At 71.9% G+C, this 24,455-nt stretch carries 23 protein-coding genes and 1 pseudogene; 11 read left to right on the top strand and 13 right to left on the bottom strand.

Translation table 11 applies throughout. The features are described from left to right. Positions 1–805 (bottom strand): annotated as a pseudogene (locus BN12_RS26005) (hypothetical protein); the annotation flags it as partial. A gap of 200 nt (positions 806–1,005) precedes the next feature. Beyond that, positions 1,006–2,085, bottom strand: coding sequence for an ABC transporter substrate-binding protein (locus tag BN12_RS04480; protein ID WP_048550412.1), 1,080 nt, complete (start codon positions 2,083–2,085; stop codon positions 1,006–1,008). 236 nt (positions 2,086–2,321) lie between these two features. Between BN12_RS04480 and BN12_RS04475 the strand changes: the two genes are divergently transcribed. Both BN12_RS04475 and katG read left to right on the top strand, forming a co-directional pair. Continuing rightward, positions 2,322–2,792 (top strand): Fur family transcriptional regulator, encoded by a 471-nt coding sequence (locus BN12_RS04475; protein ID WP_083454412.1) that lies wholly within the window; start codon positions 2,322–2,324, stop codon positions 2,790–2,792. 10 nt (positions 2,793–2,802) lie between these two features. Then, on the top strand, positions 2,803–5,028 hold the full coding sequence (gene katG / locus BN12_RS04470; RefSeq protein ID WP_048550409.1) for a catalase/peroxidase HPI: 2,226 nt from the start codon (positions 2,803–2,805) through the stop codon (positions 5,026–5,028). A 79-nt stretch (positions 5,029–5,107) separates the two neighbouring features. On the opposite strand, the gene BN12_RS04465 is transcribed toward katG, so the two are convergent. The 4 genes from BN12_RS04465 to BN12_RS04450 form a co-directional block, all read right to left on the bottom strand. After that, positions 5,108–5,371 carry a DNA polymerase II gene (locus tag BN12_RS04465; protein WP_048550406.1) on the bottom strand — a complete coding sequence of 88 codons (264 nt, stop codon included), beginning with the start codon at positions 5,369–5,371 and terminating at the stop codon, positions 5,108–5,110. Between the two features lie 5 nt (positions 5,372–5,376). Then, on the bottom strand, positions 5,377–5,610 hold the full coding sequence (locus BN12_RS04460; protein WP_235432300.1) for a hypothetical protein: 234 nt from the start codon (positions 5,608–5,610) through the stop codon (positions 5,377–5,379). Between the two features lie 183 nt (positions 5,611–5,793). Then, the gene (locus tag BN12_RS04455; RefSeq protein ID WP_235432299.1) at positions 5,794–6,300 is read right to left on the bottom strand and encodes a PGPGW domain-containing protein; all 507 of its coding nucleotides are present in this window, start codon (positions 6,298–6,300) and stop codon (positions 5,794–5,796) included. Beyond that, on the bottom strand, positions 6,297–7,145 hold the full coding sequence (locus BN12_RS04450) for an aminotransferase class IV (RefSeq protein ID WP_048550402.1): 849 nt from the start codon (positions 7,143–7,145) through the stop codon (positions 6,297–6,299). The genes BN12_RS04455 and BN12_RS04450 overlap by 4 nt, the downstream gene beginning before the upstream one ends. Before the next feature lie 91 nt (positions 7,146–7,236). Between BN12_RS04450 and BN12_RS25740 the strand changes: the two genes are divergently transcribed. From BN12_RS25740 to BN12_RS04435, 3 genes are read left to right on the top strand one after another with little or no spacing between them, the layout of a single operon-like run. Next, positions 7,237–8,529: an ABC transporter substrate-binding protein gene (locus BN12_RS25740; RefSeq protein ID WP_048550400.1), complete on the top strand. Its 1,293-nt coding sequence runs from the start codon at positions 7,237–7,239 to the stop codon at positions 8,527–8,529. Continuing rightward, positions 8,484–9,479 (top strand): carbohydrate ABC transporter permease, encoded by a 996-nt coding sequence (locus BN12_RS25735; RefSeq protein ID WP_235432298.1) that lies wholly within the window; start codon positions 8,484–8,486, stop codon positions 9,477–9,479. Before BN12_RS25740 ends, BN12_RS25735 begins: the two co-directional genes overlap by 46 nt. A 3-nt stretch (positions 9,480–9,482) precedes the next feature. Then, positions 9,483–10,331, top strand: coding sequence for a carbohydrate ABC transporter permease (locus BN12_RS04435; RefSeq protein WP_048550398.1), 849 nt, complete (start codon positions 9,483–9,485; stop codon positions 10,329–10,331). Positions 10,332–10,337: 6 nt separating this feature from the next. On the opposite strand, the gene BN12_RS04430 is transcribed toward BN12_RS04435, so the two are convergent. The 5 genes from BN12_RS04430 to BN12_RS04410 all read right to left on the bottom strand — a co-directional run bounded on the left by BN12_RS04430 (position 10,338) and on the right by BN12_RS04410 (position 15,884). After that, positions 10,338–11,456, bottom strand: a complete 1,119-nt coding sequence (locus tag BN12_RS04430) for a PfkB family carbohydrate kinase (RefSeq protein ID WP_048550396.1) — start codon at positions 11,454–11,456, stop codon at positions 10,338–10,340. 22 nt (positions 11,457–11,478) lie between these two features. Next, a complete protein-coding gene (locus BN12_RS04425) occupies positions 11,479–12,510 on the bottom strand; it encodes a chorismate-binding protein (RefSeq protein WP_048550394.1) in 1,032 nt (343 codons plus the stop codon). A gap of 65 nt (positions 12,511–12,575) precedes the next feature. Further along, positions 12,576–13,415 carry a transglutaminase family protein gene (locus BN12_RS04420; RefSeq protein ID WP_048550392.1) on the bottom strand — a complete coding sequence of 280 codons (840 nt, stop codon included), beginning with the start codon at positions 13,413–13,415 and terminating at the stop codon, positions 12,576–12,578. A 1-nt stretch (position 13,416) separates the two neighbouring features. Then, the gene (locus BN12_RS04415) at positions 13,417–14,340 is read right to left on the bottom strand and encodes an alpha-E domain-containing protein (protein ID WP_048550390.1); all 924 of its coding nucleotides are present in this window, start codon (positions 14,338–14,340) and stop codon (positions 13,417–13,419) included. After that, a complete protein-coding gene (locus tag BN12_RS04410; protein WP_083454924.1) occupies positions 14,334–15,884 on the bottom strand; it encodes a circularly permuted type 2 ATP-grasp protein in 1,551 nt (516 codons plus the stop codon). The genes BN12_RS04415 and BN12_RS04410 overlap by 7 nt, the downstream gene beginning before the upstream one ends. A 207-nt stretch (positions 15,885–16,091) precedes the next feature. On the opposite strand from BN12_RS04410, the gene BN12_RS04405 reads away from it, so the two are divergent. Then, on the top strand, positions 16,092–16,844 hold the full coding sequence (locus BN12_RS04405; RefSeq protein WP_048550388.1) for a potassium channel family protein: 753 nt from the start codon (positions 16,092–16,094) through the stop codon (positions 16,842–16,844). Positions 16,845–17,011: 167 nt separating this feature from the next. Continuing rightward, on the top strand, positions 17,012–17,356 hold the full coding sequence (locus BN12_RS04400) for a hypothetical protein (RefSeq protein WP_157635342.1): 345 nt from the start codon (positions 17,012–17,014) through the stop codon (positions 17,354–17,356). A gap of 282 nt (positions 17,357–17,638) precedes the next feature. Here the strand turns inward: BN12_RS04400 and BN12_RS04390 are convergent, their stop codons facing one another. Next, complete coding sequence (locus tag BN12_RS04390; protein WP_048550382.1) at positions 17,639–18,721, bottom strand: DNA topoisomerase IB; 1,083 nt, start codon at positions 18,719–18,721, stop codon at positions 17,639–17,641. Between the two features lie 95 nt (positions 18,722–18,816). Here BN12_RS04390 and BN12_RS04385 point away from each other — a divergent pair, with 95 nt between their 5' ends. Then, entirely contained in the window at positions 18,817–19,494 is a 678-nt protein-coding gene (locus BN12_RS04385; RefSeq protein ID WP_083454410.1) for an HAD family hydrolase, read from the top strand. Here BN12_RS04385 and BN12_RS04380 read toward each other — a convergent pair. Beyond that, the gene (locus BN12_RS04380; protein ID WP_200901144.1) at positions 19,491–20,447 is read right to left on the bottom strand and encodes a TIGR03557 family F420-dependent LLM class oxidoreductase; all 957 of its coding nucleotides are present in this window, start codon (positions 20,445–20,447) and stop codon (positions 19,491–19,493) included. The two genes, BN12_RS04385 and BN12_RS04380, sit on opposite strands and share 4 nt — an antisense overlap. A 290-nt stretch (positions 20,448–20,737) precedes the next feature. Between BN12_RS04380 and BN12_RS04375 the strand changes: the two genes are divergently transcribed. From BN12_RS04375 to BN12_RS04365, 3 genes are all read left to right on the top strand, one after another. Further along, the gene (locus BN12_RS04375; RefSeq protein ID WP_048550378.1) at positions 20,738–23,368 is read left to right on the top strand and encodes a LuxR C-terminal-related transcriptional regulator; all 2,631 of its coding nucleotides are present in this window, start codon (positions 20,738–20,740) and stop codon (positions 23,366–23,368) included. Between the two features lie 154 nt (positions 23,369–23,522). Beyond that, on the top strand, positions 23,523–23,783 hold the full coding sequence (locus BN12_RS04370; RefSeq protein WP_048550377.1) for a hypothetical protein: 261 nt from the start codon (positions 23,523–23,525) through the stop codon (positions 23,781–23,783). Positions 23,784–23,788: 5 nt separating this feature from the next. Next, complete coding sequence (locus BN12_RS04365) at positions 23,789–24,253, top strand: DUF6325 family protein (RefSeq protein WP_048550375.1); 465 nt, start codon at positions 23,789–23,791, stop codon at positions 24,251–24,253. Positions 24,254–24,455: the final 202 nt, after the last annotated feature.

The raw sequence follows: 24,455 nt of genomic DNA, 5'->3' as shown, positions 1-24,455 counted from the left end.
CCCCGCCGGCCCCGGCCGTGCCGGCGGTACCGGCGGGCCCCGGCCCTCGTCCACGACAGACTGCCGAGCCGGCGCCACCGGCACCACCCCCGGCACCGACTCCGCCCGGACCGCCGTTCCCGCCGACGTTGCCGGGGTCCGACGAGGGGGCGATACAACCGGATCCGGCGCCACCGGGCCCCGCCCCGGTCACGCTCGCCACACCGGCGTCACCTCCCGTACCGCCGGTGCCGCGGACCTCCGCGCCGGACAGGGTGGTCGTCGAGGCCCCGCCCCCGCCACCGCCGCCGCCGGCCACGACGAGCCGTGGGTCGTCGGGTCCGGCGGTCAACGCCGCGGAGGTGGTCGGCTCGGTCTGGAGGGCGGACGCGCCGCCACCGCCACCACCCCCACCGGAGACGTAGCACCGGCCTGACCCGCCGTCGCCTCCACCCGGGGCGCCCCCCGTCCCGCCCAGGCACCGGTCAGGGACAGCGCCTCCGTCGGCACCCGGCGTCCCGACCTCGACGAAGAGCGCGGCGCCGGGCGTGACGGCGACGGAGGCGACGACCGAGGCCCCGCGTCCGCCAGGACCGGACGACCCGCCGGGCACCCCCTGCCCTGCCGCGTAGGCACCGGTGCCGCCCGGCGCCCCGACCGCCGTGACGGACAGGCTCCGCACCCCGTCAGGGACGGTGAAGTCGTGCTCGCCACCGTCGGTGTATGTGCAGGTCACCGTGCTGCCGGGGTCCGCCGGGGTGCAGGCGCCCGGCGGGGCCGCATACGCCGCCGGCGGGACGATGACTCCCCCGAGGCTCAGAGCCATGGCACCGACAAGCGTCGCCGGCACAGCACGAGCAAACGCGGGAATATGCCTCATGACACCTTCAATCCGGATAGATCGCGCCATACGCGACGTGAAGGGTCGAAAGGCTAGCGGTCAACCGTTTGCGCAGGCGACAGGCGGCCAGGAATCGTCCAGATGGTGGCCACCCCGGGAAGCACCGGGCCTCCGGGAGAACGGCTTCAGGACTGCCTGCGGTAGGTGTCGAGGATGCGCGTGAGATCGGCGATGGCCGCCTCCGCCCACCGGTAGGTGCACACGTCCGCCCAGCCGATCGGGTAGGTATGCCCCGCCCGGACGGCGGGCAGGTCCTTCCACGCCTGCCGCGTCACGACCTTCTCCAGGCCGTTCGTCGGGGCGCCGGACGCGTCGGCGCGGTAGAGGATGAGATCGGAGTCGGCCAGCTCGTCGAGGAGCTCCAGCGACAGCTCCTTGGTGCTGCTGCCGTTGTCGGCGCTCGCGGTCCCGAACCGGACGCCGAGGTCGGCGAGGACCACCCCGTCGGTCGACCGCGGCAGGTCGAGGGCGAACACCCCGTCCTGGCTGTAGTCGACGACGGAGACGACCGTCGAAGCGAGCACGTCCGCATACGTCTTCTTCGCGGTCTCGACGGCCTTCCGGTAGGAGGCGACGAGCGGCGCGAGTCGCGCGGTCCGGCCGACGAGGTTCGCGGTCTGCTCGAAGGGTCCGCGCCAGTCCCCCGTCGCGCCGAAGTCGACCGAGGCGACGGGCGCGACGGACGTCAGGGTCTTCATGGCGCCCTTGGAGTTGTCGTACCGACTGCCGGGCGTCGGGCCGAGGATGAGGTCCGGATGGAGCGCGGTGACCTTCTCGATCTTCGTCGAGGTGATCTCCCCGATGCTCGGAATCCGCTTGAGGATCGGCACGTAGGCCGGGAACATGCTTCCGTCGTCGACCCAGGAGTAGTCGATGCCACCGGCGGGGGTGAGGCCGAGCTCGACGAGGAAGATCCCCGTGAAGTAGTCGATGCACACGACGCGCCGTGGGTCGGCCGGCACCGAGACGGTGCCGTCGACCGTCCTCACCGTGCGGGTCGACGCGGTGGGCGAGGGAGCCGCCGGCTCCTGCGTGCCGCACGCCGAGAGGCCGAGGGCGGCCGCCGCGGTGAGGCCGCCGGCGAGCAGGCCGCGCCGGGTGAGCTCGTCGACGATCTCGGCGAACGCGTCGACGACAGGCGGATTCTCGTCGACCGGGAGGGTCCTCGACGGCATGACGAGTCCCTCCTCGAGGAGGAGCGGCACGGACAGTCCTTCCTGCCAGGTCAGCTGAGCCTTACCTCATCGACGCTAGATCCTCGCGGAGGCACCGAACAAGGCGATGTCGCGCCAACCTCTGTCGTCCACCCGCCGCATCGTCGTCGTCGATCGCGCGCGTCCGCCGACGGCTCGACCCCGCCCGGCTCCGGTGACGCCGGAGTGCGTCGCCGGCTGCCCGCATACCGTCCATGGAGTGTCCGATTCTTGACTCGATCAAGAAAATGGACCAGAGTTTCACTGTGACGACGACAGCCGACCACCCCGAGCGCCTGCGGAGCGTCGGCCTGCGGGTGACGCGACCGCGCGTCGCGGTCCTCGACGCCGTCCACACGCACCCGCACGCGGACACCGACTCGATCATCGCCGCCGTCCGCGTCGACCTGCCCGATGTGTCGCACCAGGCGGTCTACGACTCGCTGCGGACCATGACGACGGCGGGCCTCCTGCGCCGCATCCAGCCCTTGGGCTCGGTCGCGCGGTACGAAGCTCGCGTGGGTGACAACCACCACCACGTCGTATGCCGGTCCTGCGGCGCCATCGCCGACGCCGACTGCGCCGTCGGCGAGGCCCCGTGCCTCGCCGCCTCCGATGACCACGGCTTCCTCATCGACGAGGCCGAGGTCATCTACTGGGGCCTGTGCCCCGACTGCCGGATCCCTTCCCCCACCTCCCCCACCACCGCAAGGCCCTGAAAGGAACCGCATGTCCGAGAAGCACCATGACGCCGTCGTCGGCGACATGAACGACGAGAAGTCCGAGGGCTGCCCCGTCCTCCACGACCGCCGCGTCCACCCCACCGAGGGCAGCGGCAACCAGGAGTGGTGGCCGCAGCGCCTCAACCTGAAGATCCTCGCCAAGAACCCCACCGAGGCCGACCCCATGGATGAGGGGTTCTCGTATGCGGAGGAGTTCCTCTCCCTCGACCTCGCCGAGGTGAAGAAGGACATCGCCGCCGTCCTCACCGACTCCAAGGACTGGTGGCCGGCCGACTTCGGCAACTACGGCCCGCTCATCATCAGGATGGCGTGGCACGCGGCGGGGACGTACCGCGTCCACGACGGCCGCGGCGGCGCCGGCACCGGTCAGCAGCGGTTCGCCCCCATCAACAGCTGGCCCGACAACGCCAACCTCGACAAGGCGCGCCGGGTGCTCTGGCCGGTCAAGAGGAAGTACGGCCGCAAGCTGTCCTGGGGTGACCTCATGGTCCTCTCCGGCAACGTCGCCCTCGAGACGATGGGCTTCGAGACCTTCGGGTTCGGCGGCGGCCGGACCGACGTCTGGGAGCCCGACGACGACGTGTACTGGGGCCCGGAGACGACGTGGCTCGGCGACGAGAGGTACACCGGCGACCGCGAGCTGGAGGACCCCCTCGCCGCCGTCCAGATGGGCCTCATCTACGTCAACCCCGAGGGACCGAACGGCAACCCCGACCCGGTGGCGTCGGCCCGCGACATCCGCGAGACGTTCGGCCGGATGGCGATGAACGACGAGGAGACCGTCGCGCTCATCGCCGGTGGGCACACCTTCGGCAAGACGCATGGCGCCGGGCCGGCCGACGCCGTCGGGCCGGAGCCGGAGGGCGCGCCGCTGGAGCAGCAGGGCCTGGGCTGGAAGAGCTCCTTCGGCACCGGCAAAGGCTCGGATGCCATCACCTCCGGCATCGAGGTGACGTGGACCTACCACCCGACGCGCTGGGACAACGAGTACTTCCACATCCTCTTCGCCTACGACTGGGAGCTCACGAAGTCCCCGGCCGGCGCCTACCAGTGGCGGCCGAAGAACGGCGCCGGCGCCGACCTCGTCCAGGAGGCCTTCGGCGACGGCAAGCGCGAGCCGCGGATGCTGACCGCGGACCTCGGGCTCCGGTTCGACCCGATCTACGAGAAGATCTCCCGCCGCTTCCTCGACCACCCCGAGGAGTTCGCCGACGCATTCGCCCGCGCGTGGTTCAAGCTGACCCACCGCGACATGGGCCCCGTCGCGCGCTACCTCGGGCCCGAGGTCCCCACGGAGGAGCTCATCTGGCAGGACCCGCTGCCCGCGGCCGAGGGCGACCCGATCGAGGCCGCCGACCTCGCGGCCCTCAAGGAGCAGATCCTCGCCTCCGGACTCACCGTCGCCCAGCTCGTCTCGACGGCCTGGGCCTCCGCGTCGACCTTCCGCGGCAGCGACAAGCGGGGCGGCGCCAACGGGGCGCGCATCCGGCTCGAGCCGCAGTCCGGCTGGGAGGTCAACGACCCGGCCCAGCTCGCGACGGTGCTCCGCGTCCTCGAGGGCATCCAGGAGTCCTTCAACGCGCAGGGCACCAGGAAGGTCTCCCTCGCCGACCTCATCGTCCTCGGCGGCAACGCGGCCGTCGAGAAGGCGGCGAGGGACGCGGGCCATGAGATCGAGGTTCCCTTCACGCCCGGTCGCGTCGACGCCACCCAGGAGATGACGGACATCGACTCCTTCGGCTACCTCGAGCCGAAGGCCGACGGGTTCCGCAACTACCTCGGCAAGGGGAACCGCCTCCCGGCGGAGTACCTCCTCGTCGACAAGGCGAACCTGCTCACCCTCACCGCTCCGCAGCTGACGGTCCTCGTCGGCGGACTGCGCGTCCTCGGCGCCAACCAGGGCGGGTCGACGGTCGGCGTCCTCACCGATCGCCCGGGCCAGCTGACGAACGACTTCTTCGTCAACCTCCTCGACCTCGACGCGACGTGGAGGCCGACGTCGGAGGCGTCGGACACCTTCGAGATGCGGGACACCGACGGGCAGGTCCGGTGGACCGGCAGCCGGGTCGACCTCGTCTTCGGCTCGAACTCCGAGCTGCGGGCCGTCGCCGAGGTGTACGCGTCCGACGACGCCGAGGAGAAGTTCGTCCGCGACTTCGCGACCGCGTGGGCCAAGGTCATGGACCTCGACCGCTACGACGTCCGCCGCTGACGACAACGCACCAGGAGGTCCGCCTCCTCGTGACCCGGATACTGGACCGTGGGTGGGGTGGTGACCACCCCGCCCACGGTCACAGCGAGTCGATGAGTTCGCGCATGAGCTGGGATGCGGTCATGTGCCGCTCATGAGCGGCCGCATCGAGCCGTGCCCGGCGCGCCGCGTCCAGGCGGAGCGTGAAGGGACGGGCCGTCTCGCCGACGCTCACGGGCCGGCCGGGCCGGGACGGCCCGAGATGCGTGCCCGTGTAGCCCTCCTCGGACTCGTCCTGGGCAGCCCAGCGATCGATGTCCTCGTCGGTGAACGGTATCCCGTTCGCCGCGGTGTACTTGGTCATGTTCGTTACCTCCTCAGACCGACTTCTCGCAGAACCTTCGTCGTGGCGGGCATCGCGTGATAGATCAGCCATCCGCCGGGCTCGTCCTCCACGGCGACGTACTCCAGAAGCTGACCGTGGGGATCGACTCCGACGCCGACCCAACGGACCGGGTCCGTGTCGCGCGCCCTGGTGCGGAGCGTGTTCTCGAACGCGTAGACGATATCCATCGTCTCGAGCTGGGGCCGCTTGGTCAGCACGCGGGGATGCACCCTCACGCGGGCCATCTCATCCCCTGTCGGCTCTGATTTATGTATTGCACCTCATTGTAGTACATAAATCAGAGCCGACCATCGACGCCGCTGGGTTGATCCACTCCATCACGTGCACAGGACGAGGCGATCACGGCGGCCGACTCCTCGGTGTCGAGCGGGCGGAAGTGCCTAGAGCCACAGGTGGGTGTGCAGCCACCCGGTCGCGCCGTCGGGGACGAAACCGGGGATGCCGCCCACCTTGAGGACGCACCACACGACGAAGCCGACGAACGCAGCGGTGAGCAGGCCGACGACGATCCGGACCCATATCGGCTGCGCCATGATCCAGTCGTTCCAGCGTCGCACCTGTCGTTTGACGAACTCCAGGACCGCCCGAGCCTTCTCGAACTCCGAGGCCCAGATGACGAGGCCGAGGATCACCAGCGCCCAGCCCGGCCCGGGGAGCGGGACGAGGGCGAGACCGCCGAGGACGACGACGAGCCCGACGACGAAGACGACGATCCGGTATGCCGAGTACAACGGCTTGTTCCGCCGCAGCCGGCGACGCCAGCCCCAGTCGGGGCCGGGGAGGTCCTCCTCGGTGGACTCGGACGCGACGGGGTCATGGGGCGCCGACTCCGGACGGCCGGCGTCGGGGGCGGTCCCTTCGGGCCTGCCCCGCTCGGGGTTCGTCACGGGTCCAGTCTCTCCCCTGCGAGCTTGGCGAACACCTCGGCGACACGCGCGGTGACCGGGCCCGGCGCGGCATACGTCACCTCGTCCCACCGGGCGACGGGGAGGACGTCCTTCGTCGAGGAGGTGATGAAGACCTCGTCCGCCTCGTGGGCGGAGCTCATGGGCACCGCCTCCTCGCGGACCTCGAGCCCGGACTCGCGGGCCCATTCGAGGGCCAGCTCGCGGGTCACGCCGGCGAGGCAGCCGGACGTCAGCGGCGGGGTGACGAGGCGGCCGTCGCGGACGAGGACGATGTTCGTGCCCGTCCCCTCGCACAGCTCGTCCCGGGTGTTCCCGAAGATCGCCTCGATGGCGCCGCGCTCCTTGGCGTACGCGAGAGCGACGACGTTCTCGGCATACGACGTCGTCTTGAGCCCCGCCGTCGCGGACCGCTCGTTGCGCACCCAGGGCACCGTGGCGATCGTCGCCGTCGCCGGCGGGCGCAGCTGCGGCCCGGCGGTGACGATGTAGCGCAGCGGGCTGCTTCCCCGGTCCGACCCGAGGGGTCCCGCTCCGCCGGTCACCGTGTAGCGCAGCCGCCCGAACTCCAGCGGTGCGCCGGCGGCGAGGACGGCCGCGCAGCCCTCGTCGACGCGCGCCGGATCGGGCGGCGGCAGCCCGAGTCCCGCGAGCGTCCGCTCGAGGCGACGCAGGTGGCGACTGCGGGCGAAGGCCCGGCCGTCCTCCACCTTGAGGGTCTCGAAGGCGGCGTCCCCGACGGTCACCGCGTGGTCGAGGGCGGGCACCGACGGCTCGTCGGGGTCGACGAGCCGTCCGTCCACCCAGGCGTGGATCTGCACTGGCATGTCCCAAGCCTCTCAAACACCACCCCCGCGATACCGTCGAAGGACCGTCTGGGGTGCAGGGCCCCGGCCCGGCTGACGCAAAGGACCGCCCATGTCCGACCTCGCCTCGACCCGGATCGACCGCCGCCGTGTCCTCCTCGGCATCGGGGGCACGGCGCTCGCCTCGGCCACCCTCGCGGCGTGCGGCGGCAACACCGGCCGGCAGAGCTCCTCGACGACGACCGGTGGCGAAGGCAAGCCCGCCATCGCGCAGTGGTACCACCAGTACGGCGAGGCCGGCACGCAGCAGGCGGTCGAGCGGTATGCCAAGGCCTACCCCGCGGCGAAGGTCACCGTCACATGGAAGCCGGGCGACTACGACCAGTCGACCGCCGCGTCGCTCCTGACGAACAGCGGGCCGGACGTCTTCGAGTACGGCAACGGCCCGACGATCGACATGATCAAGGGCAACCAGGTCGTCGACCTGACGGACCTCTTCGGCGACGCGAGGAGCGACTTCAACGACGCCATCCTCAAGCGGTTCACCTACCAGGACAAGATCTGGGCCATCCCCCAGGTCATCGACATGCAGCTGCTCGTCTACCGGAAGTCGATGCTCGACAAGGCGGGCGTCCAGCCGCCGGAGACCATCGACGACCTCGTCTCGGCCGCCAAGGAGCTGACGGGCTCGAAGGTGAAGGGCCTCTTCCTCGGCAACGACGGCGGCGCCGGTCTCATGGGCGGCCCCATGCTGTGGTCGGCGGGACTGGACTACCTCACCGACGACAACACGTTCGGGTTCGACGACCCGAAGGCGGCCCAGGCCTTTACCGTCCTGCGCACCCTCTTCACGAGCAAGGACCTCCTCCTCGGCGCGCCCGCCGACTGGTTCGACCCGTCCGCCCTCACCCAGGGGCTCACCGCCATGCAGTTCACCGGGCTGTGGACCTTCCCCGACATCACCAAGGGCCTGTCCGACGACTTCGGCTGCGTCCCCTGGCCGGCGATGGACGGCGGTGCGAAGTCGGTGCCCGTCGGCGCATACGGCTCGTGCGTCAGCGCGCGGGCCAAGGACGTCAACGCCTCCAAGGCCTTCGCGAAGTGGCTGTGGATCGACCAGACCGACGACCAGCTCGACTTCGCGACGGCCTACGGCTTCCACATCCCCTCACGCAAGAGCCTTCTCTCCAAGGCGAAGACGCTCCAGTCGGGTCCGGCCAAGGATGCGGCGCAGTATGCCGTCGACAACGGTCACGCGCAGACCCCGCTCCTGTGGACGCCCAAGTGCCAGACCGCCTTCACCGACATGATGACCAAGATCGTCAAGGACGGTGCCGACCCGGAGAAGCAGATCGCGGCGTGCCAGACGGTGGCCGACGCCGAGCTGAAGCGGGTCACGGCCTGAGCGCCGTCACGACCCCGGAGAGGCCCGGGCGGCCCTCGCTGGCCCGCCGCCTCCGGGGTCCGCAGGACCGCACCCTGTGGTTCTGGGTGTTCGTCGGGCCGTTCGTCCTCGGGCTGCTCGTCTTCGTCTACGTGCCCATCGCGTGGAGCATCTACCTGTCGTTCTTCGACGCGTACAACACGGTGACGCCATCGCGCTTCGTGGGTCTCGGCAACTACGTCGACATGCTGCGGGACCCGGCCTTCCGCAGCAGCCTGCTCACCTTCATCGTCTTCGCCGCGTTCATCGTCCCGACGACGTTCGTCCTGTCGCTCGGCGCGGCGCTGCTCGTCGCCCGGACACGGGTCATGCGGGCCTTCTTCCGCTCCGTGTTCTTCATGCCCGTCGCGTGCTCCTACGTCGTCGCCGCTCTCATCTGGAAGATGTCGATCTTCTCCGGCGTCCGCTTCGGGCTCGTCAACACCGTCCTCGGCTGGCTCGGGCGCGACAGCATCCCCTTCCTGTCGGTGACGCACCCGCCGTGGTACTGGCTCGTCCTCGTCACGGTCCGGCTGTGGCTGCAGGTCGGCTTCTACATGATCCTGTTCCTCGCTGCGCTGCAACGGATCTCGCCGACGCTCTACGAGGCCGCGGCGATCGACGGCGCCCAGGGGTTCCAGGTGTTCCGGCACATCACCCTGCCCCAGCTGCGCCCCGCCTCGACGGCCGTCATCCTCCTGCTCCTCATCAACGCCTTCCAGGCCTTCGACGAGTTCTTCAACATCCTGTCCACCTTCGGCGGCTACCCCCCGTATGCGAGACCGCCCCTCGTGTACCTCTACTACACGGCCCTCGGGTCGGGTCAGGACTTCGGGCACGGCAGCGCGGGCGCGGTCATCCTCACCCTGCTCATCGCGATCGTCGCGCTCGTCCAGGGCCGGCTCACGGGCATCGGACGGGCGGCGGACTGACCCATGGCCATCGTCCGCTCGCCGACGCAGCGCGCGTGGTCCGTCGCGCGGTACGCCGGGCTCGGCGTCGCCTCGGCGCTCTTCCTCATCCCCTTCTACCTGCTCGTCCGCAACGCGTTCATGAGCGACACCGACCTCACGGCGCCGGACTGGTACTGGCTGCCGCCGCACTGGCAGTGGTCGAACGTCACCGGTGTGTTCGACGACCCCGCCGTGCCGATGGCACGGGCGCTGGCCAACTCCGTCGCCATCTCCGTCGTCCAGACGATCGGCGTCCTCGTCCTCTCCGGGCTCGCCGGATACGGCCTGGCCCGCATCCCCTACCGCTGGTCGAACGCCGTCTTCTACACGATCACCGCGACGCTGCTCATCCCGGCGGCGGTCACCTTCGTCCCGAGCTTCGTCCTCGTCTCGACCCTCGGCTGGATCTCGACGCTGCGCGGGCTCATCATCCCCGGGCTGTTCCAGGCCCTCGCGACCTTCCTGTTCCGCCAGTTCTTCCTGTCCTTCCCCAAGGAGATCGAGGAGGCGGCCTTCCTCGACGGCCTCGGTTACTGGGGGACGTTCTGGCGGATCGTCGTGCCGAACTCCGGCGGTTTCGTCGCCGCGATCGGGACGATCACCTTCATCGGGTCCTGGAACGCCTTCCTCTGGCCCCTCGTCATCGGACGCGACCCGAGCTCGTGGACGGTGCAGATCGCCCTGTCGACCTATCTCACCGCGCAGCGCGTCGACCTCGCCCAGCTCTTCATGGCCGCCCTCATCGCGATCCTCCCCCTCCTGCTCATGTTCCTCTTCCTCCAGCGCTGGATCGTCGAGGGCGTCGAGCGCACCGGCATCGCCGGCGACTGACGAGGTTCAGAAGGGGCCGCCGACGTCGGCCCGGCGGGCGATCGTCGCCGTGGCCCGCCGATACTCCTCCGCGGGCACCTGGGAGGCGATGTCGTCGAGGAACGCGTAGCGGCGGCGGAGCGACTGGGTGTAGCTGTCGTTCGTCCGGATGGCGCGCAGGTGGGACCACCAGTCCTTGATGTCGCCCCAGCCCGGCGCGGCCAGCGACCCACCGAACTGCTGGAGGGCGAGCGCGGAGCAGAGCGCGGAGAACGCGAGCCGGTCGGCGAGCCGCCACCGGGCCAACGTCCCGAGCACCATGGCGGCGCCGAAGACGTCGCCCGCCCCCGTCGGGTCGAGCTCGTGGACCCGCAGGGCGGGGACCTGGGCCTCCTCGCCGGTCGAGGAGTCGATGGCCATGGCGCCCCGCGCACCGTCGGTGACGACGGCGAGCGGGACGCGGTCGGCGATGACGTAGAGGGCGTCCTGGGGGGTCGGGGCCCGGGTGTATGCCATCGCCTCCGTCGCGTTCGGCAGGAAGGCATGGCAGTGCTCGAGGCGGTCGAGGACGGACAGCGGCCAGGCCTGGCTCGCGTCCCAGCCGACGTCGGCGAAGACGAGCGCGCCGTCCTCGCGGGCGAGATCGACCCAGGACCCGGCCGAGGCCCCCTCGGCGTGGTCGTCCTCGGCGAGGTCGACCATGACGACGCTGCTGCGGGGTGGGCGCCCGATCATCTCGGTGGCCGGGATGGGCGGTGGATGACCGTGCGTCACCATGCTCCGGTCGCGTTCGACGGACATCGACACGGTGACGGGGGTGTGCCACCCGTCGAACCGGCGGGAGCGCGACAGGTCGACGAACTCCTGCTCCGCCAGGGTGCGCCAGCAGAAGTCCCCGTAGTCGTCGTCGCTGAAGGCCGCGGCGAGCGAGGTCCGCAGCCCGAGGCGTCGCGCGGCGATGGCGAGGTTGGCGATGCCGCCCGGGCAGGACGCCATGCCGTCGGCCCACTCCTCGGTGCCCGAGGACGGCATCCGCCGCAGGCCGGAGAAGATGATGTCGAGGAAGACGGTGCCCCAGACGAAAACGTCGTACTCCTCCTCGACCGCGGCCCGCACGCCCGCGAGCGGGTCGAACCGCTCCCTCATCCCACCCGCCTCCCCGTCGTCGTCATGCCAGTGTGCCGCCCCGGGTCGCCACGCCGCCGGAGGCGAGGCCGACGAGACGGGCCGCCTTGAGCTCCGTCTCGCGCCACTCGCCGACGGGGTCGGAGCCCCAGGTGATGCCGGAGCCGGTGCCGAACCGCAGCCACCGGCGGCCGGTCTCGTCGCGTTCCGCCCAGAAGGTCCGGATCCCCACCGCGAGGGCGGCCGTCCCCGCGTCGGCGTCCACCCAGCCGACGGCACCGCAGTACGGACCCCGCGGGACGGGTTCGAGGTCGGCGATCGCCTCGAGGGCGGTCGACTTGGGTGCGCCGCTCACGCTGCCGGGAGGGAAGGTCGCGCCGATGATCCGTGACCAGCCGGCGTCGTCGCGGAGCCGGCCGGAGACGTCGGACACGAGGTGGACGAGCCCCGGGTGCTCCTCGATGCCGCAGAGGCGCTCGACCGCCACGGTGCCGGGGCGGCACACGTGGGACAGGTCGTTGCGCACGAGGTCGACGATCATGACGTTCTCCGCGTAGTCCTTGGGGAGCATCCGCTCGGCCGTCGCGGCCGTCCCCTTGATCGGACACGACACGATGCGGCTCCCGGTCCGTAGGAAGTATGCCTCGGGGGACGCGCAGGCCACCTCCAGGCCGGCTTCGGGAGCCTCGACGGTCATCGCATACGGTGCCGGATTCCCCTGTGCCAGAAGGGATCCCAACGCCCCGACGGATGCGTCGTCGCCCAGCGGGTGGGAGAGGACCCGGCAGACGTTGACCTGGTAGACGGTGCCGGCGGCGATGCGTCGACGGACCTCGGTGACGGCTGCGACGTATGCCGCCTCGTCGAGGCTCGTGGTCCACGGTTCCCTCAGCGGACGCCAGACACCGTCGGCCCGGAGGACCGGAGCGGGCCGGACGTCGGCGAACCGCACCGCGGTGACCGCCCCCTCGAAGGTGACGACGAGGACCCAGAACCCCTCGGTGAGGCCGGCCAGGTCGGTGCGGACGTCGACGACGTCACGCGCGACGCGGTCGCCGACCCTGGCCCAACCCATCAGCCGATCCTAGGAGCAGTGGCCCATCGGCCGGGGCGGGACAGGGCCGGGCGGGACGGAGGCGGTCAGGCGAGGCGGGTGAACCGGACGGTGACGTCGAGCGAGGCGACGCCCGGCCCGGAGTAGACGCCCTTGAACGGCGGCACGTCCGCGTAGTCGCGGCCGCGCGCGACGACGACGTGGTCGAGGCCGACCGCCGTGCCGTTCGTCGGATCGAGCGGCAGCCAGCCGCCGTCCCACAGCTCCAGCCAGGCATGGCTCTCCCCCTCGCTGCTCTCGCCGACGGCGGCCTCGCGGTCCGGGGCGAGATAGCCGCTGACGTACCGCGCCGGGACACCGAGGTGTCGCAGCGCCGCGACGGCGATGTGGGCGAAGTCCTGGCACACGCCGTACCCCCGGCTCCAGGCGGTCTCGCCGCTGTCCTGGACCGTCGTGACGCCGCGCTCGTAGACCATCGTCGTCCGGATGCGCTCGGCGAGCTGCGCCGCGGCGTCCCGGGGCGTCGCCGCGTCGCCCACGCTCCGGGCGAGGTCGACGATCCCACGGCCGGGCGCCGTCCGGCCCGTGGTGCGCAGCCACTCCACGCTGCGGTCCTGCAGGACCGGGTCCGCGAGGGCCGACCAGCCCGGCGAGGGACCGGTGTCCGGGGCCGCCGTCCGTTCGACGGTGCTCGTCACGTCGATCTCCAGCCGGTCGTGCGTGGCCAGCGACTCCATGGCCGTGACATGGGTTCCCCAGTGGTCGCGGTAGACGTGGCTCCACGTCATCGGTCGCACCCGGATGCGGTTCTCCAGCGTCGTCTGGCCCGGCTCGTTGAGTGGGCTCATCCGGATCTCGTTGTGGGAGGCGCTGACCGGCTCGTCGTAGCTCATGACGGTCGTGTGGACGATGCGATAGCGGCGCATGTCAGACGAGCTCCTCGGTCCAGGTCGTCGTGGGAGTGGCCTGGAAGTAGCGGGTCCGGATGGCGGCGTCCGCCGACATGACGGCCCGTTGGACGCGCTGCATCTGCGCCGGCAGGTCCTCCAGGATGTCCGGCGTCGGCCGGTACTCGAGCGAGGTCCGGATACGGCCGAGGTGGCGGCGCGCCTCGTCGGAGACCCCCGTCCGCCGGGACTCCGGCGAGAGGTTCTGCAGGCACGCCTCGGCGAGCCGGAGGGCGAAGACGACCGACCGCGGGAAGCCGCGGTCGAGGACGAGGAAGGTCGCCGCCAGGTCCTCGGTGAACAGGCCCCGCTGACTGCGGAGGAAGGCCTGCGTGGCGCCACAGCTGCTGAGGACCGCGGCCCACGGGGCCCCTCCGCGCTGGGGGCCGCCGGACGCGACGAGCCGGGCGGTCATGTCGGCCCGCTCGAGCGCCCGGCCGAGGACGAGGAAGTCCCACGCGTCGTCGTGGATCATCGTCGAGTCCGCGATGCCCGAGACGAGGGCCGCGCGCTCCCGGACCCACGACAGGTGGCGCTCGGTCACGGCGTGCCGGCCGAGACCGTTCGACCGGTGCCACGTCGTGTTGATGGCCTCCCACAGCTCGGTGGACAGCGTCTCCCGGGCGCGCCGGGCGTTCTCCCGGGCCGCCAGCCACGAGGCCGTGATGGAGCTCGGGCTGCGCTCGGAGAAGACGAGCCGCTCCCCCACGTCGGCGAAGCCGACGTCGTCCGCGCACGGCATACCCATGATGACGGCGAGGACCTGCCGCGCCGCGGCGGACTCCGAGGTGGCCGGGTCCTCCAGCAGCTGCAGGCGCAGGACGTCGACGATGCGGGCGGTGCCGTCGGCGCGCTCGATGTAGCGTCCGATCCACAGCAACGACTCGGCGATCCGGCTCAGCACGGGAGTCCACCGCCTCGCGAGGACTGTTGCTGTTGCTGCTGCTGGGTGGTGACGATCCCGTCGTCGCGAGGTGCGGTCGGCGCGCTCATGACGACGACCTCGCGTGTCTCGAGGGTGTCGATCGGAGCCCGTGCCGACGCCGGGGAGCCGCGCCCGGCGAGCACCCACGTGTCCTTCGACCCACCGCCCTGGCTGGAGTTGACGACGAGCTCTCCCTCGGGCAGCGCCACCCGCGTGAGGCCTCCGGGAAGGACCCGGATCCGGTCGCCGTCGTTGACCGCGAAGGGACGCAGGTCGACGTGCCGGGGGCGCAGGCTGCCCTCGATGAGGGTGGGGACCGTCGACAGCTGGACGACCGGCTGGGCGATCCAGCCGCGGGGGTCGTCCAGGAGCGTGCGGCGCAGCGCGTCGAGCTGCGCTCCGCTCGCGCGGGGTCCGATGACCAGGCCCTTGCCGCCGGACCCGTCGACCGGTTTGACGACCATCTCCTCGAGCCGGCCGAGGACGACGTCGAGCGCCTGCGGCTCGTTGCACCGGTAGGTGTCGACGTTGGGCAGGATCGGGTCCTCGTCGAGGTAGAAGCGGATGAGGTCCGGCAGGTAGGAGTAGATGAGCTTGTCGTCCGCGACGCCGTTGCCGATCGCGTTGGCGAGGGTCGCCCGACCCGCGCGCAGCGACGACACGAGTCCCGCGACGCCGAGGACGGAGTCGCCGCGGAAGTGGACGGGGTCGAGGAAGTCGTCGTCGATGCGTCGGTAGATGACGTCGACCGGCTGCTCGCCGCGGGTCGTACGCATCCGGACCTGGCCGCCCCTGCAGACCAGGTCGCGGCCCTCGACGAGCTCGACGCCCATCATCCGGGCCAGGAGGGCGTGCTCGAAGTAGGCACTGTTGTGGACGCCGGGGGTGAGGACGACGACGGTCGGGTCGCTCGTGCCGTCGGGTGCCGCCGCCCGGAGCGCCTGCAGGAGCATCTGGGGGTACTCGTGGACCGGCCGGATCCGCATCGTCGCGAAGGCCTCCGGGAAGACGTTGGTCATGGCCCGGCGGTTGGCGATGACGTAGCTCACGCCGCTCGGCACGCGCGCGTTGTCCTCCAGGACGCGGAAGGCCCCCTTCTCGTCGCGGATGAGGTCGATGCCGGCCACGTGGATGCGCACGCCGTTCGAGGGGCGGATGCCGGCGACGGCCCGGTGGAAGTGGCTCGAGGTCGCGATGAGTGACCACGGGATGATCCCCTCGTGCACGGCCCGCGGGAACTCGCCCTCCCTGCTGTAGATGTCGTCGAGGAAGGACTCGAGCGCCCGCACCCGCTGGGCGACTCCGGACTCGATCGTCTCCCACTCCTCCGGGGAGATGACCCGGGGCACGGCGTCGAGGGGGAACGGCCGCTCCTCGCCGGCGTGGTCGAAGGTGACGCCCTGGTCGAGGTAGGTCCGCGCGAGGGCTTCGGCGCGCTCGCGCATCGAGGTCGCCGACATCGACCGGAGGGTGTGGTGGACCGGCTTGTACGGGGCCCGGGCGACGCCGGGCGCGGCCAGCATCTCGTCCCAGGCCGGCCCGCTCGTGCGGTAGTCGTCGAACAACGACGACGAGACGTCCTCGCTCACGAGTCGTGAGCCTAGGGGGTGGTCGGGACACCGGGTGTGTCGCCCACGTCACGGGTATGTTACGTGCCGGACTCCGACCTCCAGCAGCCGTCCAGCGTTCTCCCACCGGGCGCCCGGGGTGGCGACCTACCGTCGAGCATCATGGCGGCACTCTCGCGGTACGACCGCTGGCGCGACCGCGCCGAGCTGCCCCTCACGATCGCCGCCGTCGTCTTCATCGTCGCGTATGCCGTGCCCATCCTCGACACACATCTCGCCGATCCGGTCGTCCGGGCTCTCTCGATCGTCTCCTGGGTGACGTGGGCGGCCTTCGGCGTCGACTACGCGGCCCGGCTCCTCCTCGCTCGGCGTCGCGCGCACTTCGTCCGGACCCACGTCCTCGACCTCGCCCTCGTCGCCCTCCCGTTGTGGCGGCCGCTGCGCGCCCTGCGGGTCGTCACCCTCATCTCCGTCGTCAACCGCCGGGCCGGCTCGACGCTGCGGGGCCGCGTCGCGACCTACGTGACGATGGGGACCCTCGGGGTGCTCCTCGTCTCCTCCCTCGCCGTCCTCGACGCCGAGCGGGGAGCGCCGAAGGCCACCATCACGACCTTCGGGGACGCCCTCTGGTGGTCGATCACGACGATGACGACCGTCGGGTACGGCGACCTCTACCCCGTGACGTTCACCGGCCGCATCGTCGCGGCCGGGCTGATGATCTGCGGGGTCGCCCTCCTCGGCATCGTCACCGCCTCGTTCGCCTCCTGGTTCCTCCGCCGGGTCGCCGACGACGAGGCCGCCGTCCAGCAGGCGACGCTGCGCGACATCGACGCCCTCCGGGCCGAGGTGTCCGACCTCCGTTCCGAGATCCGTCAGCTCACCCGGGCCGTCACGCCGCGGACCCCCGACCGCTGATCGGCCCCGGTCGGTCGGCCCTGCGGAGCACGCTCCCGGCATACTCGAACGGCGCACGTGACGTCGGGATCACCGACTATCACCGGGAGGAGCGCGGCCATGACCAGGGCACGCGACCCGATCACTCCCGGCGAGAACCTGCTCACCGAGTTCTCGGAGCCCACGCCGTGCTCGATACCCGCGCCTCCCCGCTCCAAACACAGGTCCGGGTATTGGGCGGGTGTGTCGAACGCTCGGTCGGGGGCAGTGTCAACTCCTGGCGTGATTCCAACGGGCAGGAGATCGACGCCATCGTCAACGTTCGCGACAACACGTGGGGCGCCTTCGAGATCAAGCTCGGCCACGACGCGGTGGACAAGGCCGCGGAATCTCTCTTGCGCTTCGCGGCGAAGGTGGATGCGAGCCGGCATGGGGAGCCCGCCTTCCTCGGTGTCATCATCGGCAACGGCAGTTACGCGTACCGCCGCGAAGACGGCGTCCACGTCATCCCGATCGGATGTCTGGGGCCATGACTCGCAATTCCCGGATCGCCACCATCAATGCCCGTGGCAGGGCCCGCCGTGCTGTTGGATCGACTCGCCGTGGACACCACGGCGCAAGGATCCGGCCTCGGCAGGTTCCTGGTCCGCGGCGGCGATCGTCTCGACGCTCGCCGCCGCTGATCGCATCGGCGTGCGCATCCTCCTCGTCCACCCCTGCACGAGCAGGCCGCCATCTTCTACGAGAAGCTCGGTCTCGGGCGCTTCCCCACCGATCCGCGGCACCTGTACCTGTCACTGGCCGACTCCCGAGCGTCACTCGGCGGCTGACAGCGTCCCGGCCCGGCGCCCACGGCGGCGGGACTCCCTCTCCAGCAGGCGCAGCACCGAGCGCTCCACCGCGGCACGGTCGCGGATCGCGTCGGTGTCGCCGGCCAGCAGCCGCCTCCGGTCCTCCGGTCCCAGGGTCTGCAGGAGCGAGGGCCGCGCCGTGCGGTGGGCGTCGTGCGCCTCGAACACGTCGGGGTCGACGTACGAGCGACGGGCGACCGCAGGGGTGTTGCCCAGCTGCTCGGACACCCGGCGGCAGGCCTCCCGCTGCTGCCGCCGATGCTCGGCCGCGGACACGTCGGGGTCCAGGCCGGCGAGGGTCAGCCCCGCGAGCGACGTCGCCGCCCAGGTGCGCAGGTCCTTGACGGTGAACTCCTCCCCGGCGAGGTCCTTGAGCGCGGCGTTGAGGTCGGGACCCGTGACGTCGTGCCAGACGCCCGTGTCGTCGCGGTAGCGCAGCAGCCGGTCCGAGCCGCCCCGGGTCCGCTTGAGCGACGACACGAGCCGCGCGACCTGCGGATCGTCGAGCGCGATGTCGGCGACCTGCGCGGACTTCGCGGGGAAGCGGAACGCGGTCGTCCCCCGGTGGACCGTCGCGTGCTCCCGGAGCAGGGTGGCGACGCCGTGGGAGCCGTTGGCGACGGCATACTCCTCCCCGCCCGTGCGGAACATCCCGGCATCCATGAGGGTCAGGGCGCCCGCGACGACCCGCGTCCGGTCCAGACCGGACGCGGCGAGGTCCTCCGCGAGCCGGCGCCGGACGGACGGGAGGAGCCGGGCCAGCGCGCGCACCCGCTCGAACTTGGCCGCGGACCGGCGCTCCGCCCACGCCGGGTGGTAGAGGTACTGCGTGCGACCCGCGTCGTCGACCCCCGTCGCCTGGATGTGGCCGTTCGGTGCGGGACAGATCCACACGTCGGTCCAGGCCGGTGGGATGACGAGGGCTTCGATGCGGGCCCGGTCCGCGTCGCCGACGACAGCGCCGCCGGGTCCGACGTAGCCGAACCCTCGGCCACGACGTCGCCGCCTGATACAGGGCCCGTCGAGCACGCTGCGTCTCAGTCGCACCCCGCTCCTCCCTCCGCGTCCCGCCCGGCCGGTGTCACCGGCGCGCCTCGAGAGCTGTCCGAGCGCGACGGGCAGACCTGCGGCATCCTGGTCCCGTGACACGCACAGGGGTCCTCTTCGACGTCGACGGAACCCTCGTCGACACCGCATACATCCACGCCGTGTGCTGGTCGCGGGCGTTGGAGCAGAACGGTTTCCACCGCCCGACGTCCGTCGTCCACCGAGCCGTCGGCATGGGCGCCGAGCGGCTCGTCACCTCGGTCCTCGGCGAGGACCTCCCCTCCGAGGAGCTCGAAGCCGTCGTCGCCGCCCACGCGGTCCTGTATGCCGAGTGGCACAGCCGGGTCCGCGCCTTCGACAGCGCCGCCGACCTGGTGCGCGCGTGCGCCGTGCGCGGTCTCGTCGTCGTCCTCGCCTCGTCGGCCGGGGAGCACGAGCTCGCGGTGCTTCGCGGGGCTCTCGGCGCGGACGACGCCATCGACGTCGCGACCTCCTCCGACGACGCCGCGGCCTCCAAGCCGGCGCCCGACATCCTCGCCGCCGCGCTCGAGCGAGCCGACCTCACGCCGGACTCGGCCGTCTTCGTCGGCGACGCGGTGTGGGACGTCGAGGCGTGCCGACGGATCGGTATGCCGTGCGTCGGGGTCGAGTGCGGCGGCACGAGCAGCCGCGGGGAGCTGCTCGCCGCCGGGGCCGCCGAGGTGTGGCGCGATCCGTCCGACCTCCTCGCCCATCTCGAGGACTCCGCCGTCGGTCGGCTCATCGGTCGCTAGCTGCTCACCGCAGGGAGCACCTCGTCGCCGTAGAACTCGATCATCCTGCGGTAGTTCGGTCCCATGTTCGCGACGTACACCTCGTCGAACCCGGCGTCCGCGAAGGGGTCGAACGCCGCCCGGTGCTGCTGCACGTCGTCGCCGCAGACCGTCGCGTCGGCGACCGACTCGCGGGTGACGAGCGACGCGGCCTGCTCGAAGTGCTGCGGCGAGGGAAGGACCTGCGACAGCTCGCCGGGGACCCCGGAGCTGGCCCACAGACGGTAGGCGTGGTCGAGGCCCTCCTCGGCCGTCTCGGCATACGCGACCTTGAACCCGGCCATGCACGGCGCGTGCCAGCCCTTGAGCTCGCGGAAGCGGCGGACCGACTCCGCGTCGGGCTGGGTCGTGATGAACCCGTCCCCGATGCGCGCCGCCACCTCCAGAGCCTTCGGCCCGAACGCCGACATGTAGATCTGCGGCGGCGGCCGGTGCAGGGTGTAGATCCGCGCCGTGTCGACCGTGTAGTGCTCGCCCTCGTGAGAGACGACCTCACCGCTCCACAGGCGCCGGATGACCTCCACCGCCTCCTCGAGCATCTCCAGACGCCGCTCCGCGTGCGGCCACGGGTCGCCGAGGATGTGCTCGTTGAGGGCCTCGCCCGAGCCGACCCCGAGGGTGAAGCGGCCGCCGAGCATCGTCGCGGACGTCATCGCGGCCTGGGCCACGACGGCCGGGTGGATCCGGACGGTCGGGCACGTGACGGCGGTCGTCACCGGGAGTCCGCAGACCTGGGAGATGGCGCCGATGACGGACCAGACGAACGGGCTCTGGCCCTGCTCGTCGTTCCACGGGTGGTAGTGGTCGCTGATCCAGAGCCCGCGGAAGCCCGACTGCTCGGCGAGTACGGCCTGCTCGACGAGCTCGTCAGGGCCGTACTCCTCGCAGGACAGGAAGTATCCGACGCGCACCATGCGCTCCCTTCGGTCGAGGGGGTCGGCGCGGGCACGTCGGTCCGGCGGGCACGCTCCGACACGCGGATGGCGGCCCCCTGCTGGACCGTGGTGGTGCCCTCACCCAACCACCCGCCGGACCGACCGGCAACCCGAGGTCGCCGGCCCCCAGCGTGGTCGCCCGCCCCCATGGGCACGCAGCGTGGGTGGTTCCCCGGCCGGCCACCGGCCGTGGGTATCCTCCCCTCAGAACCGGCCGGCATCGCGGCTCTGCGTCCGCTGCCGCGCCGAGGCGCGGAGGAGGGAGCTCGATGCCGAGGGACGAGGGCGGATCGCGCGCGCTCGTCACCCCGACCCGCCTGCGAGTCCCGCGCCTCGCCGCCGGGCTCGTCCGCCGGGAGCGGCTCCTCGACGGCCAGCTGGGCAGCCGGCCGGTGACCCTCGTCTGTGCCCCGGCGGGCTCGGGCAAGACCATGCTCGTCGCCGCCTGGGCGGCAGAGGCCACCGTGCGCGAGGAGCCCATCGCGTGGCTCTCCCTCGTCGACGGGGACGACCGGCCCTTCGAGTTCTGGTCCTCGCTCATCGAGGCCCTCCGGACCGCCTCCACGCCTGACGTCGCCGCGGCGCTCGACGAGCTGAGCCCGCCGCGCGACACCGTCGAGCCGGGCTTCGTCGCCGCCGTCGCCGCGATCCTGTCCCAGGAGGGAGGGCCCCGGTGGCTCGTCCTCGACGACGCGCAGCGACTCACCGACCCCGCCGTCCTCGCCGGTCTCGACCTGCTCCTCGCCGACCCGCCGCCCGGCCTCGGCGTCGTCCTCGTCGCCCGGTGGGACCCGCCCGTCAGCCTGCACCGGCTCCGCCTCGCCGGGCTGCTCCACGAGGTCCGGGCCGCCGACCTCGCGTTCACCGAGCCGGAGGCGGCCGAGCTGTTCTCGGCGATCCGCGTCGCCCTCTCCGGCGCCGACGTCGCCCGGCTCGTCGCACGCACCGAGGGCTGGGCGGCCGGGCTCCGGCTGGCCGCCGTCTCGCTGTCCGACACGGCCGATCCCACCGCGTTCGTCGCCGCCTTCGAGGGCGACCAGCGCGCCGTCGCGGACTACCTCTTCGCCGAGATCGTGCAGCACCTGCCGGCCGACCTCCACCGGTTCCTCCTCGACACGTGCATCCCTGAGCAGCTGTCCGTGGCGCTCGCCGCCGAGCTGTCCGGACGCTCCGACGCCGGGGCGCTCCTGGACCGGCTGTGCCGCGCCAACGCCCTCGTCGTCCAGTCCGGTGACATGACGTGGTACCGCTACCACAGCCTGCTGCGGACCTATCTGGAGTCGACGCTCCGGCGTCAGGACGTCCTCGCCCCCGGGCGGCAGCACGCCGCGGTCGCTCACTGGTTCGAGGCCCATGAGCACCCGGCGGCCGGCCTGGAGCACGCCCTCCACTCCGGCGACGAGGAGCTCCTGGCCGGCATCGTCCGCCGCCGTGGCCTCCGCCTCATCCTCACCGGCCAGGCGGCGATGGTGCGAGACACCCTCGCCGCGGCGCCCGAGACGCTCCTGCAGGACGACACCGTGGCGGTGGTCGCCGCTCTCGCCTGCCTCGACACCGGTGACCCGACCGCGGCGGACCGCTGGCTCGCCGCGGCCGGCCATGCCGCATGCCCCGATCGGCCGAGGACCCGGGGTATGTGGGCCTCGGCCGTCATCCAGCGGGCCCTCGTCGGTGGCGACGTGAGCGCGGCCCTCGAGGCCACCGGGATCCTCGGGCTCCCCGCGACGGGGGACGGCGACGTCGACCTCATGGTCTGGGCATACCGCGGACCCGCACGGATGCGCTCCGGCGACTACACCGGGGCCGTCGACGACCTCAGACGGGCCCTGTCCATCGCCCGCGCCGAGCACTACGACCCCTTCGTCCTCTGGAGCCTCTCGCAGCTGTCCGGCATGGCGGGATCGATGTGCGACCTCCCCGACACGCTCGCCTGGGCCGAGGAGGCGATCACGTTCGCCACCCGCCGCGGCTGGGTCGAGTCGCCGCGGCTCGCCTACGCCTACCTGCTCGCCGCCTGGACCGCCTTCCTCACCGGTGACGTCGACGGGCAGGCCCGGTATGCGCGGCTCGGTATGCGAGCGCTCGACGGTGTCAACAACGTCGAGGTCGAGGTGGGGGTGCGCGCCATGCACGAGCTGGCCCTCTTCGAGGCGGCGTCCGGGCCGGAGCGACGACGCGCCGCCGAAGCCTTCCACGCCATCTGGCAGGACCCCGTCGCCGACCAGGTCTCCCCGGCGCTCAGCGGCCACGCCGGCCCCCAGGAGGTGCGGATGGCGCTCGCCGTCGGCGAGTTCCGCTGGGCCACCGAGGCGGCCACCCGTCTCGAGGAGCGGCTGCCCGGCAGCTCGGAGGCGGCGACGCTGCGGGCGCAGGTCATGCGGGCCCGGGGTCGCACGACCGACGCCCTGCGCCTCCTCGCCCCTGTCCTGCGAGGCCGCACGACGACGCACCTGGCGACTACGACGGTCATCGCCCACCTTCTCGCCGCGCCGCTGGAGGCCGCGGCCAGCAACGACGGCCGCGCCTTCGAGTCGCTGTGCGCCGCCCTGGAGTGGGCGGCTCCGCAGAACTGCCAGCGCCCGTTCCTCGACGCCTGGGCCGGCGTCGAGCCGCTCCTGCTGCTCCACCAGGGACGATTCGGTCTCGCCGAGGCCTTCGTCGCCGACCTGCTCGCCGCCCGCCCGCGAACGACCACCATGACCGATGCGCACCCCCTCTCACCACGAGAGCTCGAGCTGCTCGGCGACCTTCCCTCGATGCTCTCGGTCAAGGAGATCGCCGACGCCCGGGGCGTCAGCATCAACACGGCCAAGACCCACCTCGGCGCCATCTACCGCAAGCTCGGGGTCGGGGGACGCAACGAGGCGGTCCGCGAGGCACGTCGGCGCGGGCTCCTCTGAGTCGCCCCCGGCGCCCCTGGTTCCACCCCGATCCGGGAGGGCTCCTCTCCCCCAGATGGAGCCGGCGGATGGAGCCGGAATCGCCCGCGACGGTGGAGGGACGGATGTCGCGACTCCGGCAGGATGCCGAGGAGCGACGGCAGGAGCGACCCGGATGGACTACCGCATCGAGCTGGGCAACCCGATCTCGACCGAGCTGCTCGAGGACTTCCCCGAGCTCACCGTGCGCAGCGTGGCGACGGACGGCGTCGTGCTGGAGGGTGACGTCGTCGACCAGGCCCGGCTGCACGGCCTGCTCCACCGGGTCGAGGCCCTCGGTCTCACGCTCGTGTCGGTCACCCGGATGACGGGCCCCGGTGGACCCGGCTCATTCCCCACGGGTGGTTCACACCCTTCTTCCGAGGGCCTACTCTGAGCGTCATGTCCACCACCGAGCCCTCGGCTCCTTCGACGACCGTCGCATCGCCCGAGGGACACGGTCCCGTCGAGCTGTTCTTCGTCGCGCTGCCGGCCACCGGTCCCGACCCCTCGGTCGTCGAGGCCATCGCCGACCTCGTCGCCCGGGACACGATCGACCTCGTCGACATCGTCATCGTGGCCAAGGACCCCGACGGTGACCTCACGGTGACCGAGTACGAAGACCTCCCCGACGACCAGGGCCTGCCACCCCTCAACGCGCTCCTGTCCGGTCTCCTCGCCGAGGACGACATCGCCGCGATCGCCGAGCAGCTCGATCCGGGCACGAGCGCCGCCCTCTTCGTCATCGAGCATGTCTGGGCCCGCGCCCTCGCCGACCGGCTGGCCGCCTCCGGGGGCCGGGTCATCACGACCGAGCGGATCCCCGCTCCCGTCGTCAACGAGCTCGTCGCCATCCTCGAAGCCTGAATCCTCCACACGGAAGGGGCACACGTATGCCGCCCATCGCACGCCGCGCCGGCCGACCCGGCCTCATCGGCCTCGCCGCCCGCACCGCCGTCGTCTCGGGGACCGCCACGGCGATGTCCGGGTCGGTGGCTCGCAAGCAGGCCGCGAAGGCTCGGGAGGAGGCCGAGATCGCGGAGCTGCGACAGCAGGCGGCAGCGGCCGC

It is taken from the genome of Nostocoides japonicum T1-X7 (assembly GCF_001046855.1).
In the GTDB taxonomy this organism is placed as follows: domain Bacteria; phylum Actinomycetota; class Actinomycetes; order Actinomycetales; family Dermatophilaceae; genus Nostocoides; species Nostocoides japonicum.
This window is presented reverse-complemented; position numbering and strand designations above follow the sequence as displayed.

Bases quoted from the DNA above. Each gene is read 5' to 3' on its own strand.
- BN12_RS04475 (WP_083454412.1), top strand. From the start codon at position 2,322: ATGGACCAGAGTTTCACTGTGACGACGACAGCCGACCACCCCGAGCGC.
- katG (WP_048550409.1), top strand. From the start codon at position 2,803: ATGTCCGAGAAGCACCATGACGCCGTCGTCGGCGACATGAACGACGAG.
- BN12_RS04465 (WP_048550406.1), bottom strand. From the start codon at position 5,371: ATGACCAAGTACACCGCGGCGAACGGGATACCGTTCACCGACGAGGAC.
- BN12_RS04450 (WP_048550402.1), bottom strand. From the start codon at position 7,145: ATGCCAGTGCAGATCCACGCCTGGGTGGACGGACGGCTCGTCGACCCC.
- BN12_RS25740 (WP_048550400.1), top strand. From the start codon at position 7,237: ATGTCCGACCTCGCCTCGACCCGGATCGACCGCCGCCGTGTCCTCCTC.
- BN12_RS04435 (WP_048550398.1), top strand. From the start codon at position 9,483: ATGGCCATCGTCCGCTCGCCGACGCAGCGCGCGTGGTCCGTCGCGCGG.
- BN12_RS04430 (WP_048550396.1), bottom strand. From the start codon at position 11,456: ATGAGGGAGCGGTTCGACCCGCTCGCGGGCGTGCGGGCCGCGGTCGAG.
- BN12_RS04425 (WP_048550394.1), bottom strand. From the start codon at position 12,510: ATGGGTTGGGCCAGGGTCGGCGACCGCGTCGCGCGTGACGTCGTCGAC.
- BN12_RS04420 (WP_048550392.1), bottom strand. From the start codon at position 13,415: ATGCGCCGCTATCGCATCGTCCACACGACCGTCATGAGCTACGACGAG.
- BN12_RS04410 (WP_083454924.1), bottom strand. From the start codon at position 15,884: ATGCTGGCCGCGCCCGGCGTCGCCCGGGCCCCGTACAAGCCGGTCCAC.
- BN12_RS04405 (WP_048550388.1), top strand. From the start codon at position 16,092: ATGGCGGCACTCTCGCGGTACGACCGCTGGCGCGACCGCGCCGAGCTG.
- BN12_RS04380 (WP_200901144.1), bottom strand. From the start codon at position 20,447: ATGGTGCGCGTCGGATACTTCCTGTCCTGCGAGGAGTACGGCCCTGAC.
- BN12_RS04375 (WP_048550378.1), top strand. From the start codon at position 20,738: ATGCCGAGGGACGAGGGCGGATCGCGCGCGCTCGTCACCCCGACCCGC.
- BN12_RS04370 (WP_048550377.1), top strand. From the start codon at position 23,523: ATGGACTACCGCATCGAGCTGGGCAACCCGATCTCGACCGAGCTGCTC.
- BN12_RS04365 (WP_048550375.1), top strand. From the start codon at position 23,789: ATGTCCACCACCGAGCCCTCGGCTCCTTCGACGACCGTCGCATCGCCC.